This is a genomic window from Pseudomonas bubulae (genome assembly GCF_037023725.1).
GTDB classification, from domain to species: domain Bacteria; phylum Pseudomonadota; class Gammaproteobacteria; order Pseudomonadales; family Pseudomonadaceae; genus Aquipseudomonas; species Aquipseudomonas bubulae.
Window position 1 is genome coordinate 2,126,698 of sequence record NZ_CP146077.1, and the last position, 16,873, is coordinate 2,143,570.

Annotated in this window: 18 protein-coding genes; 16 read left to right on the forward strand and 2 right to left on the reverse strand. The window is 57.5% G+C overall.

The window, feature by feature from the left end:
* Positions 1–125: 125 nt before the first annotated feature.
* From V6L81_RS09925 to V6L81_RS09940, 4 genes are all read left to right on the forward strand, one after another.
* Positions 126–767 (forward strand): TetR/AcrR family transcriptional regulator, encoded by a 642-nt coding sequence (locus tag V6L81_RS09925; RefSeq protein WP_019827947.1) that lies wholly within the window; start codon positions 126–128, stop codon positions 765–767.
* Between the two features lie 125 nt (positions 768–892).
* A complete protein-coding gene (locus V6L81_RS09930) occupies positions 893–1,861 on the forward strand; it encodes a GTP 3',8-cyclase MoaA (protein WP_095003162.1) in 969 nt (322 codons plus the stop codon).
* 173 nt (positions 1,862–2,034) lie between these two features.
* Positions 2,035–2,640 (forward strand): DUF4823 domain-containing protein, encoded by a 606-nt coding sequence (locus tag V6L81_RS09935; RefSeq protein WP_095019647.1) that lies wholly within the window; start codon positions 2,035–2,037, stop codon positions 2,638–2,640.
* A 15-nt stretch (positions 2,641–2,655) separates the two neighbouring features.
* Positions 2,656–3,219 carry a DUF1285 domain-containing protein gene (locus V6L81_RS09940; RefSeq protein WP_338660644.1) on the forward strand — a complete coding sequence of 188 codons (564 nt, stop codon included), beginning with the start codon at positions 2,656–2,658 and terminating at the stop codon, positions 3,217–3,219.
* 46 nt (positions 3,220–3,265) lie between these two features.
* Here V6L81_RS09940 and V6L81_RS09945 read toward each other — a convergent pair whose 3' ends face one another.
* Positions 3,266–4,330 carry an NAD(P)-dependent alcohol dehydrogenase gene (locus V6L81_RS09945; RefSeq protein WP_095003165.1) on the reverse strand — a complete coding sequence of 355 codons (1,065 nt, stop codon included), beginning with the start codon at positions 4,328–4,330 and terminating at the stop codon, positions 3,266–3,268.
* A 179-nt stretch (positions 4,331–4,509) separates the two neighbouring features.
* Here V6L81_RS09945 and V6L81_RS09950 point away from each other — a divergent pair, with 179 nt between their 5' ends.
* Positions 4,510–5,403, forward strand: a complete 894-nt coding sequence (locus V6L81_RS09950) for an AraC family transcriptional regulator (RefSeq protein ID WP_095003166.1) — start codon at positions 4,510–4,512, stop codon at positions 5,401–5,403.
* 155 nt (positions 5,404–5,558) lie between these two features.
* On the opposite strand, the gene V6L81_RS09955 is transcribed toward V6L81_RS09950, so the two are convergent.
* Positions 5,559–7,223: an electron transfer flavoprotein-ubiquinone oxidoreductase gene (locus V6L81_RS09955; protein WP_095019830.1), complete on the reverse strand. Its 1,665-nt coding sequence runs from the start codon at positions 7,221–7,223 to the stop codon at positions 5,559–5,561.
* 546 nt (positions 7,224–7,769) lie between these two features.
* Here V6L81_RS09955 and V6L81_RS09960 point away from each other — a divergent pair.
* The 11 genes from V6L81_RS09960 to V6L81_RS10010 all read left to right on the forward strand — a co-directional run bounded on the left by V6L81_RS09960 (position 7,770) and on the right by V6L81_RS10010 (position 16,854).
* A complete protein-coding gene (locus V6L81_RS09960) occupies positions 7,770–8,519 on the forward strand; it encodes an electron transfer flavoprotein subunit beta/FixA family protein (RefSeq protein WP_153327758.1) in 750 nt (249 codons plus the stop codon).
* A gap of 2 nt (positions 8,520–8,521) precedes the next feature.
* A complete protein-coding gene (locus V6L81_RS09965) occupies positions 8,522–9,451 on the forward strand; it encodes an electron transfer flavoprotein subunit alpha/FixB family protein (RefSeq protein ID WP_016779965.1) in 930 nt (309 codons plus the stop codon).
* A gap of 136 nt (positions 9,452–9,587) precedes the next feature.
* Entirely contained in the window at positions 9,588–10,406 is an 819-nt protein-coding gene (locus V6L81_RS09970) for an ABC transporter substrate-binding protein (RefSeq protein ID WP_095002269.1), read from the forward strand.
* A gap of 9 nt (positions 10,407–10,415) precedes the next feature.
* Positions 10,416–10,772: a DUF4398 domain-containing protein gene (locus tag V6L81_RS09975; protein ID WP_307987220.1), complete on the forward strand. Its 357-nt coding sequence runs from the start codon at positions 10,416–10,418 to the stop codon at positions 10,770–10,772.
* The gene (locus tag V6L81_RS09980; protein WP_095002267.1) at positions 10,769–11,575 is read left to right on the forward strand and encodes an OmpA family protein; all 807 of its coding nucleotides are present in this window, start codon (positions 10,769–10,771) and stop codon (positions 11,573–11,575) included. The genes V6L81_RS09975 and V6L81_RS09980 overlap by 4 nt, the downstream gene beginning before the upstream one ends.
* 247 nt (positions 11,576–11,822) lie before the next feature.
* The gene (locus tag V6L81_RS09985) at positions 11,823–13,292 is read left to right on the forward strand and encodes a PLP-dependent aminotransferase family protein (protein WP_338660645.1); all 1,470 of its coding nucleotides are present in this window, start codon (positions 11,823–11,825) and stop codon (positions 13,290–13,292) included.
* Positions 13,293–13,363: 71 nt separating this feature from the next.
* On the forward strand, positions 13,364–13,837 hold the full coding sequence (locus V6L81_RS09990) for a translation initiation factor 2 (protein WP_338660646.1): 474 nt from the start codon (positions 13,364–13,366) through the stop codon (positions 13,835–13,837).
* A gap of 153 nt (positions 13,838–13,990) precedes the next feature.
* On the forward strand, positions 13,991–14,245 hold the full coding sequence (locus tag V6L81_RS09995) for a YkgJ family cysteine cluster protein (RefSeq protein ID WP_016779971.1): 255 nt from the start codon (positions 13,991–13,993) through the stop codon (positions 14,243–14,245).
* A gap of 47 nt (positions 14,246–14,292) precedes the next feature.
* The gene (locus V6L81_RS10000) at positions 14,293–14,901 is read left to right on the forward strand and encodes an START domain-containing protein (protein ID WP_095020313.1); all 609 of its coding nucleotides are present in this window, start codon (positions 14,293–14,295) and stop codon (positions 14,899–14,901) included.
* Positions 14,902–15,166: 265 nt separating this feature from the next.
* On the forward strand, positions 15,167–15,508 hold the full coding sequence (locus tag V6L81_RS10005; protein ID WP_016779973.1) for a ribonuclease E inhibitor RraB: 342 nt from the start codon (positions 15,167–15,169) through the stop codon (positions 15,506–15,508).
* Positions 15,509–16,131: 623 nt separating this feature from the next.
* Entirely contained in the window at positions 16,132–16,854 is a 723-nt protein-coding gene (locus V6L81_RS10010) for an amidotransferase (protein WP_338660647.1), read from the forward strand.
* Positions 16,855–16,873: the final 19 nt, after the last annotated feature.

Sequence of the window (16,873 nt, forward strand, 5' to 3'; positions counted from 1 at the left end):
CTTGAGTGCTCATCTAATCGTGGGTAAATCGTTTGAACCCATCGATATGCAGGATGATCCGTGCAATTTAGCGTGACTAATGCATAATACTCCGCTTCGATTTTGACCCGAACAGACCTTTTCTTATGCACAAAGAACCCCGTAAGGTCCGTGAGTTTCGTCGCCGTGAGCAAGAAATTCTCGATACCGCGCTCAAGCTGTTCCTCGACCTGGGTGAAGACAGTGTCACCGTCGAGATGATCGCTGATGCCGTGGGTATCGGCAAAGGCACGATCTACAAGCACTTCAAGTCCAAGGCCGAAATCTACCTGCGCCTGATGCTCGATTACGAGCGCGATTTGAACGAGCTGCTGCATTCCGCCGATGTGGATAAAGACAAGGAGGCGCTGTCCCGTGCCTACTTTGAGTTCCGCATGCGCGACCCGCAGCGCTACCGATTGTTTGATCGCCTTGAAGAGAAGGTGGTCAAGGGCAATCAGGTGCCTGAACTGGTCGAAGAGCTGCACAAGATCCGCGCTTCCAACTTTGAGCGCCTGACCCTGCTGATCAAGGGCCGCATCAGCGAAGGCAAGCTCGAAGACGTGCCGCCTTACTTCCATTATTGCGCGGCCTGGGCCCTGGTGCATGGTGCGGTGGCGCTGTATCACTCGCCGTTCTGGAGCAATGTGCTGGAAGATCAGGAGGGCTTTTTCCAGTTCCTGATGGACATCGGCGTGCGCATGGGCAACAAGCGCAAGCGTGACACCGACACCCCGGCAGTCGAGTAACCACAGCCTGTATTTGCCTTCATGGCTTATGGCCTTGAGGCTTATACTCAGGCTTGGGTCTTGCCAAAACCTGATTTATGAGTCAGGTTTTGCAGCGACCCATTTCCCCCGCGCCGGAGTCATTCATGATCGTTGATCGCCAAGGCAGACGTTTTCGCAATTTGCGGATCAGCCTGACTTCAGCCTGCAACTATGCCTGCACTTACTGTGTGCCCAACGGTAAACGGCTGGTGGCGGCACAGGATGAGCTGTCGGCCGAAGCCATGGTGCGTGGTGTGGCCTATCTGATCGAAGCTGCAGGCATCGAGCGCTTGCGCATCACCGGCGGTGAGCCGCTGATCAGCCCCAAGCTCGACACCTTTATGCGTGATGTCGGCCGGCTCGGCCTGGGTGATATCAGCCTGACTACAAATGGCCAATTGCTTGCGCGCAAACTGCCGTTGCTGCTGGACGCGGGCATCGCTCGCATCAACGTCTCCCTCGATACCCTTGACCCAGAAGCATTCCGCCGCATTGCCCGGGGCGGAGACCTGGCAACGGTGCTCGATGGCATGCAACAGGCGCGTGAGGCCGGGATCAAAATCAAGGTCAATATGGTGCCGCTGCGCGGGCAGAACCTGGATCAGGTCATGCCGCTGCTGGAGTACTGCCTTGAGCGTGGTTACGAGCTGCGTTTTATCGAGCTTATGCGCATGGGGCACCTGGCCAGTGATGGCAATGCTTTCCTGCAGCAGTTCGTCAGCCTGCAGCAGTTGTTGGCGCTGATTGGCGAGCATCATGAATACCTGCAGGCTGATGCGCCCATCGACGCCACGGCGGTGCGTTACCAGATTCCCGGGCACGGGTATTTCGGCGTGATTGCCAACGAAAGCGTGCCGTTTTGCCGGACCTGCTCGCGGTTGCGGTTGTCGTCCACGGGGTGGCTGCATGGTTGCCTGTCATCGAGCAATCGCCACTATGTGGGTGATCTGCTGAACAAGCCGCGCCACGAGGCATTGCCAGCGCTGCAAGGTTTATTGATGAAAGCCCTGGGCGACAAACAGGACGTGGCTTTCTCGGGCGGCGCTACGGTGATGAAAATCATCGGCGGCTAACAATCTGTGTGGGAGCGTGCTTGCCTGCGATGCTGGCAAACCGGTCTTGCTGATACTCCGAGTTGATGCCAAAGCGGGTAAGCCCGCTCCCACAGGGGAGGAGGGTGTTGGCGCGTAATCTGCATCTCGGGGCTATTCGCCGGTTTTTTGTCATCGGCTTTCGGGAGAGCGGGATGCGTGGTCTGATTGTGTTGCTGGCTTTTTTGGCGCTGGGCGGCTGCATGAGCGTCAGTGATCTGGGCGAGGGCGCGCGCTATCAAATGAGCGACGCCGGTTTGCTCGATCACAGCAATACACGTCGCAGCAATTCGCTGCGCATTCAGCCTGATTCCTTTATTTATATCGCCCAGGGGCCTTTTGCACCGATCGGCGATCCGTATGTGCGGCCCAATATCGTTGCCGAAGAAGCTTTCAACGGTTTTGTCGAATACTTCCCCATGGTGCGCCGGGCCAAGGAGCCGGTGGGGCTCGATCAGGCCATGACCGAAGCGCGTAATTTTGGCGCCCACTACCTGTTGTACACCCGCTTTGCCCGGGCCGATGACCGCATCGGCAACAGCGACGAATGGCTCGATCAGGAAGAAATCAGCCGCCTGGGCATCGACAGTGGGGTGATTCAGGTGATGCTGATCGAAACCAGTACCCAGTACTTGATTGACACTGCCACCATTCGCAGCCGTGGCGGTTTGCTGACGTTCCATGACAACAAGCCCGCCGACCTGATCGGCCCGCCGCTCGCCAAGTACGCCCGCAGCTTGATAGGCTTGAGCGATCAATAAGTCGAGGAGAGCACCATGAGCGAGCCGGTAGACGTCAGCAATTTGCTGGCGCAAATCCCCAGGGCCGACAAGGGGCTGCCGCCCGTTCATTTGTGGGATACCGCCTTTTGCGGGGACATCGATATGCGTATCGCCCGTGATGGCATCTGGTATTACATGGGTACGCCGATCGGTCGCAAGCCAATGGTCAAATTGTTCTCGACCATCATTCGTCGCGATGGTGATGAATATTTTTTGATCACACCGGTCGAAAAGGTCGGCATCAAAGTGGATGACGCGCCTTTTGTAGCGGTCGCTCTGGACGTGGAAGGGGTGGGGGAGCAGCAAGTGCTGCGCTTTACCACCAATGTCGATGAGTCGGTCAGCGCTGGCAGCGAGCACCCGCTGCGCTTCGTCATTAACCCCGAGACCCAGGAGCCTGCGCCTTACCTGCATGTACGGCGTAACCTTGAAGCGCTGATCCACCGCAATGTGTTCTATCAGTTGATAGAACTGGCGGTGGTTGCTGAAATCGATGGGCAAAACTGGCTGGGCGTGTGGAGCGCTGGCGAGTTTTTCCCGATAGGGCTTGAGCCCTAGACCCAGTGATTGTGGGAGCGGGAAACCCGCTCCCACAAAGACGCATTTAGGCCTTCAGCGTTTTCATATCGATCACAAAGCGGTATTTCACATCGCCTTTCACCACGCGCTCAAAGGCTTCGTTGATGTTTTTGATGTCGAGCATTTCGATATCGCAGGTAATCCCGTGCTCGGCGCTGAAATCGAGCATTTCCTGGGTTTCGGCAATGCCGCCGATCAGCGAGCCGGCCAGTACGCGCCGCTTGAACACCAGGTTGAAGGCGTTCAGTGCTGGCTCGACCGGCTCGATCAGGCCCACCAGAATGTGTACGCCGTCAAAGGTCAGGGTTTCGAGGTACGGGTTCAGGTCGTGCGGCACCGGAATGGTGTCCAGCAGGAAGTCGAAGTGCCCGGCAGCGGCTTTCATCTGTTCGGCATCGGTGGACACGATCACATGGTCGGCGCCCTGGCGACGCGCTTCTTCAGCCTTGGCTTCGGAGCGGGTGAACAGGGTCACTTCAGCGCCCAGAGCCTTGGCGAACTTGATGCCCATGTGGCCCAGGCCGCCCATACCCAGAATACCGACCTTGTCGCCCGCTTCCACGCCGTAGTGAACCAGAGGCGAGTAGGTGGTGATGCCGGCGCACAGCAGGGGTGCGGCGCTGGCCGGGTCGAGATTTTTCGGAATGCTCAGTACGAAGTGTTCGCTGACAACCATCTTGTCCGAGTAACCGCCCATGGTCAGGGTGCCGTCGATGCGGTCCGGGCTGGCGTAGGTTTGGGTCATGCCTTCCAGGCAGTATTGCTCCAGGTCTTCCTGGCAGGCCGAGCAGGTGCGGCACGAATCAACCATGCAGCCCACGCCGACCAGATCGCCGACCTTGTGTTTGGTAACTTTGTCGCCAACGGCGGTGACCTTGCCGATGATTTCATGGCCCGGCATCAGCGGGTAAGTCGCGAAGCCCCAGTCATTGCGCGCCTGGTGGATGTCGGAGTGACAGACACCGCAATACAGCACTTCGATCGAGACGTCGTCCGGTCGCGGTGCGCGACGGTTGAACGGCATGGGCGCCAGTGGGGCCTTGGCATTCTGGGCGGCATAACCGATAGCGTTATAAGTAACAGTGGACATGAGAACCTCGCGAAACGTTGACTGTGAACAGGGCGCAATTTTGCGCTTACATGCCTTTCAGGACTATGACGATTCCTCCGCCTGTCATGCCTAATACTCCGGATTGACGGGGTGGCTGCCATTTTATTGACCAATTCTGCGAAGATGCGGCTGTCTATTCCTCCTGCGAACCTTTCTCCATGCTTTTGACCCGTCACCGTGACGAGAACGCCGCTCTGGTGTCTCTGATCGAACCGCTGGCGACACAAACCGGTTTTGTGTCGACCTTGTTGCCCGAAGTCCGGGTGGTTTCTGCCTGCCGGGTAGTAGCCCGAATGCCGCAGATTTATGAGCCTAGCCTAATGGTGATTGCTCAAGGCAGTAAGTTGGCCTATCTGGGCCAGCGCACCCTGGAATACGGTGCCGGACATTATCTGGTGCAGGCGCTGGCGGTGCCTTTTGAGTGTGAAACCTTCGCTTCGGAAGAAATGCCATTGCTGGGTGTTGCTATCAGCATCGACCGAGCGGTACTGGGCGAGTTGGTACTGGCCATGGGCCTGGCCCCTGACCGCAGTGCAGTTGCCCAAACTCCGGAGTCGATGACCTCGGCGGTGCTGGATGACGATATGCGCCAGGCGGTCGAGCGCCTGTTGCGTTGCCTGCACGACCCTCTGGAGTGCCGGATCATGGGGCAGGCGAGGTTGCGCGAGGTGCTGTTCGCGGCCTTGCGGGGGCCGCAGGCGGGTGTGTTGCGGGCTTTGGTTGAGCAGCAAGGGCAGTTTGCCCGGGTGGCGGCGTCATTGAGCTACTTGCATGAACACTTCGCACAGCCGCTGAATGTCGAGACATTGGCCCGTTGCGCGAATATGAGCGCGTCGACCTTTCATGAGCATTTCAAGCGCAGCACCTTGTTGTCGCCGGTGCAGTATCTCAAGCGGTTGCGGCTGTTGCGGGCGCAGCAGTTGCTATTGAGTGAGGGGCTGGGGGTGGCGCAGGTGGCGGAGCGGGTGGGCTATCAGAGTACGTCGCAGTTCAGTCGGGAGTACAAGCGCTACTTCGAACGCAGCCCCGGTCATGAAGGGGTGGGGTGCTAGCCAGCCGGTGTGACGGGCGTGGTGTGGGAGCGGGCTTGCTCGCGATGCGCACAGCGCAGTCTGTCAGGCAAACCTGGGCGATCCCATCGCGAGCAAGCCCGCTCCCACAAATCCGGGGGCAATAAAAAAGGCCCCCGAAGGAGCCTTTTTTAGACTTACATGTTCGGGTAAGTCGGCCCGCCGCCACCTTCCGGGGTTACCCAGGTGATGTTCTGTGACGGGTCCTTGATGTCACAGGTTTTGCAGTGCACGCAGTTTTGCGAGTTGATCTGGAAGCGCTTCTCGCCGCTTTCCTGGGTGATCACTTCGTACACACCCGCCGGGCAATAACGCTGAGCAGGCTCGTCGTAGAGCGGCAGGTTGACGCTGATCGGGATGCTCGCGTCGCGCAGCTTGAGGTGGCAAGGCTGCTCTTCTTCGTGGTTGGTGCTGGAGATGAATACCGAGCTGAGCTTGTCGAAGCTGAGTTTGCCGTCCGGCTTCGGGTAGTCGATCTTTTTGCAGTCCTTGGCCTGTTTGAGGCAGGCGTAGTCAGGCTTGGTGTCGTGCAGGGTGAACGGCAGTTTGCCGCCGAAGATGTTCTGATCAAGCCAGTTGAAACCACCGCCCACGATAGGGCCGAACTTGTGCAGTGCCGGACCGAAGTTGCGGCTGGCGAACAGTTCGTCGAACAGCCAGCTGGCCTTGAAGGCCTCAACGTAGGTGTTCAGTGCATCACCGCCTTCGGAGTCGGCGAGCAACGAGTCAGCCACGGCCTCAGCTGCGAGCATGCCGGACTTCATCGCGGTGTGGCTGCCTTTGATCTTGGAGAAGTTCAGGGTGCCCAGATCGCAACCGATCAATGCGCCGCCGTTGAAGATCATTTTCGGCAGCGAGTTCAGGCCGCCTTTGCAGATGGCGCGAGCGCCATAGCTGATACGTTTGCCGCCTTCCAGGTACTGCTTGAGCACCGGGTGATGCTTGAGGCGCTGGAATTCGTCGAATGGCGACAGGAAGGTGTTGCTGTAGGACAGATCAACGATCAGGCCAACTACTACCTGGTTGTTTTCCAGGTGATACAGGAAAGAACCGCCGGTGTTTTCGCTGCTGATAATGTCCAGCGGCCAGCCTGCAGTGTGCACCACCAGGCCTGGCTGGTGTTTGGCCGGGTCGATTTCCCAGATTTCTTTCAGGCCGATACCGTAGTGTTGGGCATCTGCGTCGCTGTCGAGCTTGAAGCGTTCGATCAGTTGCTTGCCCAGGTGACCGCGGCAGCCTTCGGCGAACAGGGTGTACTTGCCACGCAGTTCCATGCCCGGGGTGTACAGGCCTTCCTTGGGGTTGCCTTCGCGGTCAACGCCCAGGTCGCCGGTGATGATCCCGCGAACCACATTGTTTTCGTCGAATAGCACTTCTTGAGCAGCGAAGCCCGGGTAGATTTCTACACCCAGGTTTTCGGCCTGCTGTGCCAGCCAGCGGCACAGGTTGCCCAGGGAGATGATGTAGTTGCCTTCGTTGTGCATGGTTTTCGGCACAAACAGGTCTGGCACCTTGGTCGCGGTGCTGTCGCTGCGCAGTACATAAATATCGTCGCGGGTAACGGGAGTGTTGAGCGGAGCGCCGAGCTCTTTCCAGTCCGGGAACAACTCGTTCAGGGCGCGAGGTTCAAAGACCGCACCGGACAGGATATGAGCACCGACTTCGGAGCCTTTTTCAACCACGCAGACGCTGATTTCTTTACCGGCTTCGGCGGCCTTCTGCTTCAGGCGGCAGGCGGCGGACAAACCGGCAGGGCCGGCGCCGACGATGACCACGTCGAATTCCATGTATTCGCGTTCCACAGGTTCTCTCCTACTCAAGGCTCAACGGTATTTTTCTAATTGGAGGTTTGGCGTTTCATCCATTATTCCCTCGACGCAGGCCAAGGACGCAATGGATGAGGCGCCGCTCTCTCTATGAGGTCGGGCATTATATCTACACCACTGGCAGGGTCCAATACAAACGTTTGTTTGAATTCACTGCAACCCAGACAAATCAAAGACGCGCGGCTTAAAACTGGCCCATTTGCTGTATTGACCGCAAATGGTGTTCCGGTCAAGATACGGTCGGTTTTGCGCTCGCCGTAGGCTGATTGTCGGTTTCAAGAGCACCTCTAAAGACAGGGCACAGGCATGAGCCAGTGGGAGCCTGCCATTTTTGCAGCGGAGTTTACACGTCCTTTTGGTGGATGACTTGTTAGTCACATCGGACAGACGGTCGCAGGGGCAGTCGCTGGTACCCGTCTATTAATAAGGCAACGATCTTTGGAGGTGCCCTTGTGCTGACGAGCATCAACCGCCAGGTTCGCCTAGGCGACTTTCTTTTCACCGGAGAGTAACGAGGAATCCATGAAGGTTCTTGTAGCTGTCAAACGAGTGGTCGATTACAACGTTAAAGTGCGCGTCAAAGCGGACAACTCCGGCGTTGACCTCGCCAACGTCAAGATGTCGATGAACCCCTTCTGCGAAATCGCCGTGGAAGAAGCCGTGCGCCTGAAAGAGAAAGGCGTTGCGACTGAAATCGTCGTCGTCTCCATCGGCCCGACCACCGCTCAGGAACAGCTGCGTACCGCGCTGGCGCTGGGTGCTGATCGCGCCATTCTGGTCGAGTCCGCCGAAGACCTGACCTCGCTGGCCGTGGCCAAGCTGCTCAAGGCCGTTGTCGACAAGGAACAGCCACAGCTGGTGATCCTGGGTAAACAAGCCATCGACAGCGACAACAACCAGACTGGCCAGATGCTGGCTGCGTTGACCGGTTTCGGTCAGGGCACGTTCGCGTCCAAGGTTGAAGTGGCAGGTGACAAGGTTGCCGTGACCCGTGAAGTAGACGGCGGCGCGCAAACTGTTTCGCTGAAATTGCCGGCGATCATCACCACCGACCTGCGTTTGAACGAGCCGCGTTATGCGTCCCTGCCAAACATCATGAAAGCCAAGAAAAAGCCGCTTGAAGTACTGACGCCAGACGCGTTGGGTGTTTCGACTGCTTCGACCAACAAGACCCTGAAAGTGGAAGCCCCGGCTGCACGCAGCGCGGGTATCAAGGTCAAGTCGGTGGCTGAACTGGTCGAGAAACTGAAAAACGAAGCGAAGGTAATCTAATCATGACTATCTTGGTAATCGCAGAACACGACGGCAAGGCACTGGCTCCGGCCACGCTGAACACCGTTGCCGCTGCCGCCAAAATCGGTGGCGACATCCACGTTCTGGTTGCAGGCCAGGGCATTGGCGCTGTAGCCGAAGCAGCTGCGCAGATCGCTGGTGTGGCCAAAGTTCTGGTTGCTGATAACGCGGCCTACGCCCATCAGTTGCCTGAAAACGTTGCGCCATTGGTTGCAGAGCTGGGCGCTGGCTACAGCCATATCCTGGCTGCAGCTACTTCCAACGGCAAAAACATCCTGCCGCGCGTTGCTGCGCAACTGGACGTTGATCAGATCTCCGAGATCATTTCGGTGGTTAGCGCCGACACCTTCACTCGTCCGATTTACGCCGGTAACGCCATTGCCACCGTACAGTCCACTGCGCCGGTCAAAGTGATCACCGTACGCGCCACCGGTTTCGACCCGGTTGCTGCGCAAGGTGGTTCGGCAGCGGTTGAAGCGGTTGCAGCGGTTCACGATGCAGGCACTTCGTCGTTTGTTGGCGAAGAGCTGGCCAAGTCGGACCGTCCTGAGCTGACCGCAGCCAAGGTTGTGGTTTCTGGCGGCCGTGGCATGCAGAACGGTGACAACTTCAAGCTGCTGTACACCCTGGCTGACAAGTTGGGCGCTGCTGTTGGCGCATCCCGCGCCGCTGTGGACGCAGGTTTCGTACCCAACGACATGCAGGTTGGCCAGACCGGTAAAATCGTTGCGCCACAGCTGTACATTGCGGTCGGTATTTCCGGCGCGATCCAGCATCTGGCCGGGATGAAAGATTCCAAGGTGATCGTTGCGATCAACAAGGACGAAGAAGCACCGATCTTCCAGGTGGCCGATTACGGCCTGGTAGCGGACTTGTTCGAAGCTGTGCCTGAGCTGGAGAAACTGGTTTAATCCAGTTGCTTCACTTATAAAGGGCCCGGTTACCGGGGCGTGGGGAAGGGTAGGGCACTCAGTGTCCTGCCTGTTTTCACAGCCCGGGTAACCGGGCTTTTTAATGCCTGTCAATTGTGTGGAGGGAGTGTAGGGTATGGATATGCGTCAGATCAGCAGGCTGCTGGCAGGGTTGGTGTTTTTGCCATTGCTGTCCGAGGCGGCGGGCAAATGCGAACGCCTGATCGTCACCGGCAGCCCCGATGCCCCGCCTTACCTGTGGCGTGATCCGGCCGACCCTGCCCATTTGATCGGCGCCAGTGCCGACCTGATCCAGCAGGCTGGCCACGAGCTGGGGATCAAGGTTGAAGTGCTCTATGGCGGCAAGCGTGCCCAGGCCCATGACGAGGTTCGTACCGGACGCATGGACTTGCTGCTCGATGCTCCGCTGACCGTGGCCGGGCTTTCTTCCTTCGATTACATCCACCCGCCGCTGGTGCGCAACGATTATCTGGTGTGGACGCGCAAAGATTCTCCCCTGATCTACGAAACGCCCGCAGACTTGCATGGGCACAAGGGCGCGGTCTCGGAAAAGGCCCGTTTAAGCGAAACCTTCAATGAGTTTGCCCGTCATCAACTGACCCTGGAGCCCCAGCCCGGGTTGACCCAGGCTTTTCAGAAGCTGCTGCTGGGGCAGGCCGAGTATGTACTGGCCGGTCGTTATGCCGGTATGGTCACTGCGCAAACCCTGGGCATCGCCGATGATTTGCTGGCACATCCGCAACCTGTCGATCAGCCAGGGCTGTTTTTGGCTGTTTCCCATGACTCAGCCTGTAATGAGCCGTGGTTGCGCGGACAGCTCGCCAAAAAGATGACAGAATTGCCCGCCTCCGGCCTGACCGAGGCGGTAGTGCAACGCAATCTGGAGCGGTGGAAAACCCAGCTGCAACAACCGCTCAGCGCCCCAAAACAGTAGGAATCCCTAGTGACAATTCGACCTCTTTTCGCTGCCCTGGCCGTTGTGGCTCTGGCGGGGTGTGCAGCCGATCCTGCGCCGAATGAACAATTGCGTTTGACCGAGCAGGCCCTGGAGCAAGCCAAGGCGGTGGGTGCAAAAGCCGATGACCTGGCCGAGCTTAAACAAGCCGAAGACAAGTTGGCCCAAGCGCTGGCCGATATGACAGATGAATCTTACAAGGACGCGCGCATGCAGGCCGAACAGGCGGAGCTTGACGCCCGCTTGGCTGAAGCTCGTGTGCTGACGCAAAAAAGCCAGGAACAATTAAACGTGCTCAATACCCGTATCGCGCGCTTGCGCAAACAACTGGCGGAGGCGCAATGAGCCTCAAGTCCGCAGCTTATATGGGGGCGCTAGCTATCGGCCTGAGCGGTTGCACCGGCCATCACAACAGCCAGCAGGCCTTGCAGCAGGCCGGTACCGACTTCCAGGCCGTCAAGGAAGATACCAATGTATTGCGCATCGCTCCCAAGGACGTGATCCGCTCCGGTGAGTCCCTGGCGCGTGCTGACCGGTTGTCCAGCTATTGGGGCAGCGGTGATGACGTTGCGCATTACGCCTACTTGAGCCAGCGTTACAGCGAAATCGCCCGTGAGCACACCCAGCAGGTGCTGAATGAAGAGCGCGCGGCCAAGCTCGAGCTGGAGCGTCAGCGACTGCAACTGGCCTTGCGGGAGGCCAAGCTGTTAAGCGTTCAGCAGCAGGGCCAATGGCTGGAAGAGCAAATCGTCAGCCTGGCCACGACCCAGACCGATCGTGGCCTGGTCATGACCCTGGGTGACGTGTTGTTTGATACAGGCGAAGCCGATTTGAAAAATTCGGCCAACCGCACGGTGCTCAAACTGGTGCAGTTTCTGCAACTCAACCCCAAGCGCATTGTGCGGATTGAGGGTTACACCGACAGCACGGGCGGCACGGAGGATAACCTCAAGCTGTCCATGGCCCGTGCCCAGGCAGTGGCGGATGTGCTGATCGACCTGGGTATCGACGAGAAACGTATCCAGGTGGAAGGTTATGGCGACCAGTACCCGGTGGATGTGAACGCCAGTGAGCGCGGCCGGGCCCAGAACCGTCGTGTTGAAATCGTCTTCTCGGACGAAAAAGGCCAGTTGGGCGCCGCTCGCTAAAACCGGGATTTGCCTGGACTGTGGGAGCGGGCTTGTTCGCGATTGGAGCGGCTCGGTGTGCCAGGCGTACCGCGGTGCTGCCATCGCGGGCAAATCTCGCTCCCACAGCTGCATTGTCCGCACCCATACAGTTACCCCCGCACTCGCGCTGTACGGCTTAGATAAGTGACAACTGTGCCCGTACACTTCTAAACTGTTCCGGTATTGTTCCCCATAAAAACAAAGCCTGAACATCGAGTGCAGCGCCATGACCAACCTTTTGCTTTACCAACGTATCGCTCAGCAGCTGGCTGAAGATATCCGGCGTGGCGTTTATCAGCCGGGCGAGCGTGTGCCTTCGGTGCGCAAGATGAGCTCGCAGCTCAACGTCAGTCATGCCACGGTGTTGCAGGCCTACGCCAATCTTGAAGACCAGGGGTTGATCCGGGCACGGCCACAGTCCGGATATTATGTGCACCAGACCCCGGCACTTACCGCACCCACTCCGGATATCGCCCGTGTCGAGCGTCCGGGGCTGGTCACCCGCAGCAGCATTATCCAGCAAGTCCTGGTCGAGTCCCGCCGCGAAGGTGTGTTCCCGCTGGGAGCGGCTGTGCCCAGTGTCGATTACCTGCCTGTACGCGCTTTGCACCAGCAACTGGCCAAGGTCACCCGCTTTCACAGCCCGCGGGCGTTCAGCTATATGTTCAGCCCCGGCTTCGAACCCCTGCGCCGCCAGGTGGCAATACGCATGCGCGATGCTGGCGTGGTGGTCGATCCGTCTGAAGTGATCATCACCCACGGCTGTGTCGATGCCCTGCAAATGTCATTACGGGTGCTGACCCGCCCCGGAGACCTGATCGCGGCGGAGTCGCCAACGTACTACGGCTTGTTGCAACTGGCTGACCTGCTGGGTTTGAAAGTCATTGAAATCCCCAGTGACCCGGCCACCGGCATGAGCCTTGAAGCCCTGCAACTGGCCGCCAACCAATGGTCGATCAAGGCATTGGTGCTGACCACGCGCCTGAGCAACCCCCTGGGTGGGACCATGCCTGAAGAGCGGCAAAAGCAGCTGCTACGCCTGGCCTCGGACTTTGATATCCAGATTGTGGAAGATGATATCTATGGCGAACTGATGCTCGAGGTCGGGCGCACCAAGGCCTTGAAGGCCTTTGATCGCCTGGATCGGGTGATCTACTGTTCGAGCTTTTCCAAAACCCTGTCACCCGGTGTGCGAATCGGCTGGATGATTGCGGGCAAGTTTCAGCAGGAAATCCAGCGCCTGCAAACCTTTACCACCCATTCGGCCTGCAGCGTGACCCAAATGGGGGTGGCGGCTTACCTTGAAAATGGCGGTTACGACCGCCATTTACGCTATATCCGCCAGGAATACAGAAAAAACCTCAGTGCTTTTCAGCTGGCAGTGCAACAGCATTTCCCGGAAGGGACGCAGATGTCCCGCCCCAGCGGTGGTTTTATCCTGTGGGTCAGTTTGCCGGGCCGGGTCAATACCCAGGAGCTGCATGTGCGGGCGCTGCAACAAGGCATCAGTATTGCGCCGGGGCTGATTTTCAGTAACACCGAGCAGTTCAATCATTGCATCCGGTTAAACTGCGGCACGCCCTGGAATCGGGAAGCCGAGCGGGCCCTGATGACGCTTGGCATGCTTGCCAACCAGCTCTGCCAGGAAACTGCAGGTCTATATGGTGGCTCGGCAATAGCCGGTATGGCATTTTGACTATAATTACCTTGTTCCCCTGTGCGTAAAGCGCGAGCATACGCACCTGAACCGTTAAAGCTGTGGGAGTTATGAAAGCGACATATTGTGCGAGTCTTGTGTTGATGGGTGTTTTGAGTGCGCTCAATGCAGTCGTTGCAACAGCAGATCCGGTGCTCCCCGCATCCACTTCTGCGCAGACGCAATCTGTCCATTCATCGGCAAAATCTGCCGCCAGCGAGAAAAAAGCGCCGGTCAAAAAGCGTAAGCCAATCGCCACAAAATCCCGGTCGGCCCATGAAATCGCCAAAAAGCCCTTGCCTGCTGCCAAGCTCGACCTGCGCCTGCCGCCCGAGATGGTCAAGCAACTGCGGCCCTTGGGCACGGTAGCCATGCCTGCGCACAAACCGTTACTGCCCAATATGTTTGGCGAAAAGTCTGTCGAAGAAAGCCCTTTTCAGCTCAATGGGCGTTTGCTCAGTAATGAAATGGACCTGCAATTGCGCAATGAATATCGACACAATGAAATCGAAGGTGCGGCACTGGATTTCGAGTTCAAACAATAAGTGTCGAGCGCTGTAAAACAGCCTTCTAAACTGACTGATCAGTCACCGTCATTTATCGGCACATTCTGCTGAACGGTCAATTTCAAACACCTGTTCCAGCGAGTACTATCCCTTGTCATCAACACACTTTGCCCCGAACGAGGAGCTGACGTCATGAATTGCCGTGAAGGCTGTGGCGCATGCTGCATAGCCCCTTCCATCAGTACACCGCTGCCCGGTATGCCCAATGGCAAGCCTGCCGGGGAACGCTGCCTGCATCTTTCTGTCGACTACTTGTGCGGTTTATTCGGCCAGCCGCAACGCCCTGCGGTGTGTGGTGATTTCAAGGCAGATATCGAGGTGTGCGGCAGCAATCGGGAAGAGGCCATCAACCTGATTGGCTGGTGGGAGCAGGTGACCGCTGCATAGTGTGTTCGTGTCCAGTGAACAAACCTTCAACAATAAGGAACAAGACAATGGGTTCGTTGCATAAAGTGGCATTGATCTGTGGTTTGAGCGCTCTGCTGGCGGGTGTGGCTCAGGCTGAAGACTGGAAGGTTGCCAAGGATCAGGACGGCATCAAGGTGTCGCTGAGTGAGGTGGCCGGCTCCCAGTACAAGGCGTACCAGGGCGTGACGACCATCAAGGCGCCACTGGCCAAAATCAGCAAGTTGCAGGAAGACGTGGCCAGCGCTTGTGCCTGGATCCATGAGTGCCAGTCGCAAAAGCTGCTCAAGCATGAGGGCGACCAGAGCTGGACTTACACCCAGTTCAAAACACCGTGGCCGGTTACCCCGAGAGATTCGGTGCTGCTGGTAACGTCTACCCAAGGCGCAGATGGCAGCCTGACCCGCACGCTCAAAGGCCTGCCGACCTATATCCCGGAAGAAAAGGGCTTTGTACGGGTTGCCCAGGTCAACGGCTTCTGGAAGCTGGTGCCCAAAGGTGACAACCTGACCGAAGTGACCTATCAGGTACACACCGAGCCGGGCGGCAGCGTGCCTTCCTGGTTGGCCAACAAGTTTGTGGTCGATGCGCCTTTCAATACCCTCAAAGGGCTGAAAGAGCGCGCTGAAAAGCCGTAACTCACAGCAGCGCAAGCCGGGTCCTGGACAGCGCATCTGTCCGGGTACCGGGCGCGGTTTTTTCCGACAAACGAAAAAACCTGTTGAAATTCATGGCTTGCCCCCTTGGCAGATCCCGCACCCTGGAGCTACTCTGCAACCAGACCAGCGAAGTAATCGACTGGCTCTGATCTTGTTTGCTACATGCTTATTTCTTCCCTTGTCACGGCCCGACTGTTGCCGAAGGGGAGCGCTGAATGTCTATCCATTGCGAGGAGGACGTTTCATGAGCACAGCCCATCAAGAAGACCTCAGCAGCTATGTGCTGCGCCGCATGAAAGAAGGCGGTTTTGATTTTTCACGTATCCATCCCATCGAGTTTTACGCGATCTTCCCGGACGAGGAGCGGGCGCGCAGAGCTGCACAAAAATTTTGTGGTGAGTCCCTGAATGCGCAGATCAATGTGCGAGATGACGGTGCATGGCATCTGGAGTTGAGTAAGGTGATGTATGCCACCTATGGGGGCATCGGCGATTTCGAGCAGGACTTTGAAGCAGTAGTCGTGCCGCTGGGAGGAATTATCGAAGGTTGGGGCGTGAAGCAGGAGGTGCGTGGCCTGCTCAATTGAAAGGTGTTTGATCGTTTCTCGGCTGGCCTCAGGGCCGGCCGTTCTGTTTTATAGCCAGCAACTTTAGCCCGCGAAGACGCGCAGGGGCGCACGTCTTCGGCATATTGGCATGTCTAACCGATAACCTTTGTCAGGTTCGGCAAGATCAGCAGCAAGGTGGTAGCAAAGAGGATAAGACCGGCTTGACGTACTTTCGTATGTTTGAACATGGCTATCTGCCTTTTTTTGTTTTTCCTGAACGACAATGCCTGCGCCAAGAGATTAATGCCTCGAAAAGAAAGCGGCCCTGGCAACAGGGTTAACCTTAGAGCCCCCATAAGACATGGCTTAGAACCCTTTAACATCATCCAAGTGCAGTAAGTTTCTAAAACGCTATTAAGTCTTTTACCCCTGACCTGCCGACCCGTATCTAGACGCAACGGGCCCGTTTGGTGTCCATATTCTTAGCCCCCTACCGTTCGTCAGGGAGTGCAGTGCAGCCCTGTTTTGTCCTACAAAAGGCCCCCGTTTTCAGGGGTTGCAGGGCGATTACTACGTTCAGTACTTGCCATCAAATACCCTTTCAGGGCAGGCTCGGATCTGTTGTCATCATTACTTTCGCCTTTATCGTGCCAGGTACTTTTATGTCGCTACGCATCTGCATTCTGGAAACCGACATTCTGCGTCCAGAGTTTGTTGACCAATATCAGGGCTACGGGCAAATGTTTGTGCGCCTGTTCTCCACGCAGCCAATCGCGGCACAGTTCACTGTTTTCAATGTCATGCATGGCGAATATCCGTCTGATGACCAGACGTTCGATGCTTACCTGGTTACCGGCAGCAAGGCGGACTCATTTGGCAACGATCCGTGGATTCAAACCCTCAAAACCTACTTGTTGACCCGCTACGAGCGCGGTGACAAGTTGCTGGGCGTTTGCTTTGGCCATCAATTGCTGGCGCTGCTGCTGGGTGGCAAGAGCGAGCGCGCCACTCAAGGCTGGGGCGTGGGCACCCATCAGTACAAACTGGCTGCCAAGGCACCGTGGATGAACCCGGTGGTCGAGGACTTGACGCTGTTGATCAGCCATCAGGACCAGGTTACGGCCTTGCCGGAGAACGCCACGGTCATTGCTTCCAGCGATTTCTGCCCGTTTGCTGCCTACCACATCAATGATCAGGTGCTGTGCTTCCAGGGCCACCCCGAGTTTATCCACGACTATTCGCGGGCCTTGCTTGACCTGCGCCAGGAACATCTGGGCGAGCAGGTCTACAGCAGCGGTATCGCCAGCCTGGGCCAGGAACATCATGGCCGCACCGTTGCCGAGTGGATGATGCGTTTTGTGTCGCACGAGCCGCAGATCGTCTGATATCCGGCTCGATATAGGT

What these genes read in the sequence shown, in the direction of transcription:
- V6L81_RS09950 (WP_095003166.1), top strand. Translation starts at nt 4,510, where the DNA reads ATGCTTTTGACCCGTCACCGTGACGAGAACGCCGCTCTGGTGTCTCTG.
- V6L81_RS10000 (WP_095020313.1), top strand. Translation starts at nt 14,293, where the DNA reads ATGGGTTCGTTGCATAAAGTGGCATTGATCTGTGGTTTGAGCGCTCTG.
- V6L81_RS09970 (WP_095002269.1), top strand. Translation starts at nt 9,588, where the DNA reads ATGGATATGCGTCAGATCAGCAGGCTGCTGGCAGGGTTGGTGTTTTTG.
- V6L81_RS09945 (WP_095003165.1), bottom strand. Translation starts at nt 4,330, where the DNA reads ATGTCCACTGTTACTTATAACGCTATCGGTTATGCCGCCCAGAATGCC.
- V6L81_RS09935 (WP_095019647.1), top strand. Translation starts at nt 2,035, where the DNA reads ATGCGTGGTCTGATTGTGTTGCTGGCTTTTTTGGCGCTGGGCGGCTGC.
- V6L81_RS09980 (WP_095002267.1), top strand. Translation starts at nt 10,769, where the DNA reads ATGAGCCTCAAGTCCGCAGCTTATATGGGGGCGCTAGCTATCGGCCTG.
- V6L81_RS09925 (WP_019827947.1), top strand. Translation starts at nt 126, where the DNA reads ATGCACAAAGAACCCCGTAAGGTCCGTGAGTTTCGTCGCCGTGAGCAA.
- V6L81_RS10010 (WP_338660647.1), top strand. Translation starts at nt 16,132, where the DNA reads ATGTCGCTACGCATCTGCATTCTGGAAACCGACATTCTGCGTCCAGAG.
- V6L81_RS09985 (WP_338660645.1), top strand. Translation starts at nt 11,823, where the DNA reads ATGACCAACCTTTTGCTTTACCAACGTATCGCTCAGCAGCTGGCTGAA.
- V6L81_RS09930 (WP_095003162.1), top strand. Translation starts at nt 893, where the DNA reads ATGATCGTTGATCGCCAAGGCAGACGTTTTCGCAATTTGCGGATCAGC.
- V6L81_RS10005 (WP_016779973.1), top strand. Translation starts at nt 15,167, where the DNA reads ATGAGCACAGCCCATCAAGAAGACCTCAGCAGCTATGTGCTGCGCCGC.
- V6L81_RS09995 (WP_016779971.1), top strand. Translation starts at nt 13,991, where the DNA reads ATGAATTGCCGTGAAGGCTGTGGCGCATGCTGCATAGCCCCTTCCATC.
- V6L81_RS09960 (WP_153327758.1), top strand. Translation starts at nt 7,770, where the DNA reads ATGAAGGTTCTTGTAGCTGTCAAACGAGTGGTCGATTACAACGTTAAA.
- V6L81_RS09940 (WP_338660644.1), top strand. Translation starts at nt 2,656, where the DNA reads ATGAGCGAGCCGGTAGACGTCAGCAATTTGCTGGCGCAAATCCCCAGG.
- V6L81_RS09965 (WP_016779965.1), top strand. Translation starts at nt 8,522, where the DNA reads ATGACTATCTTGGTAATCGCAGAACACGACGGCAAGGCACTGGCTCCG.
- V6L81_RS09990 (WP_338660646.1), top strand. Translation starts at nt 13,364, where the DNA reads ATGAAAGCGACATATTGTGCGAGTCTTGTGTTGATGGGTGTTTTGAGT.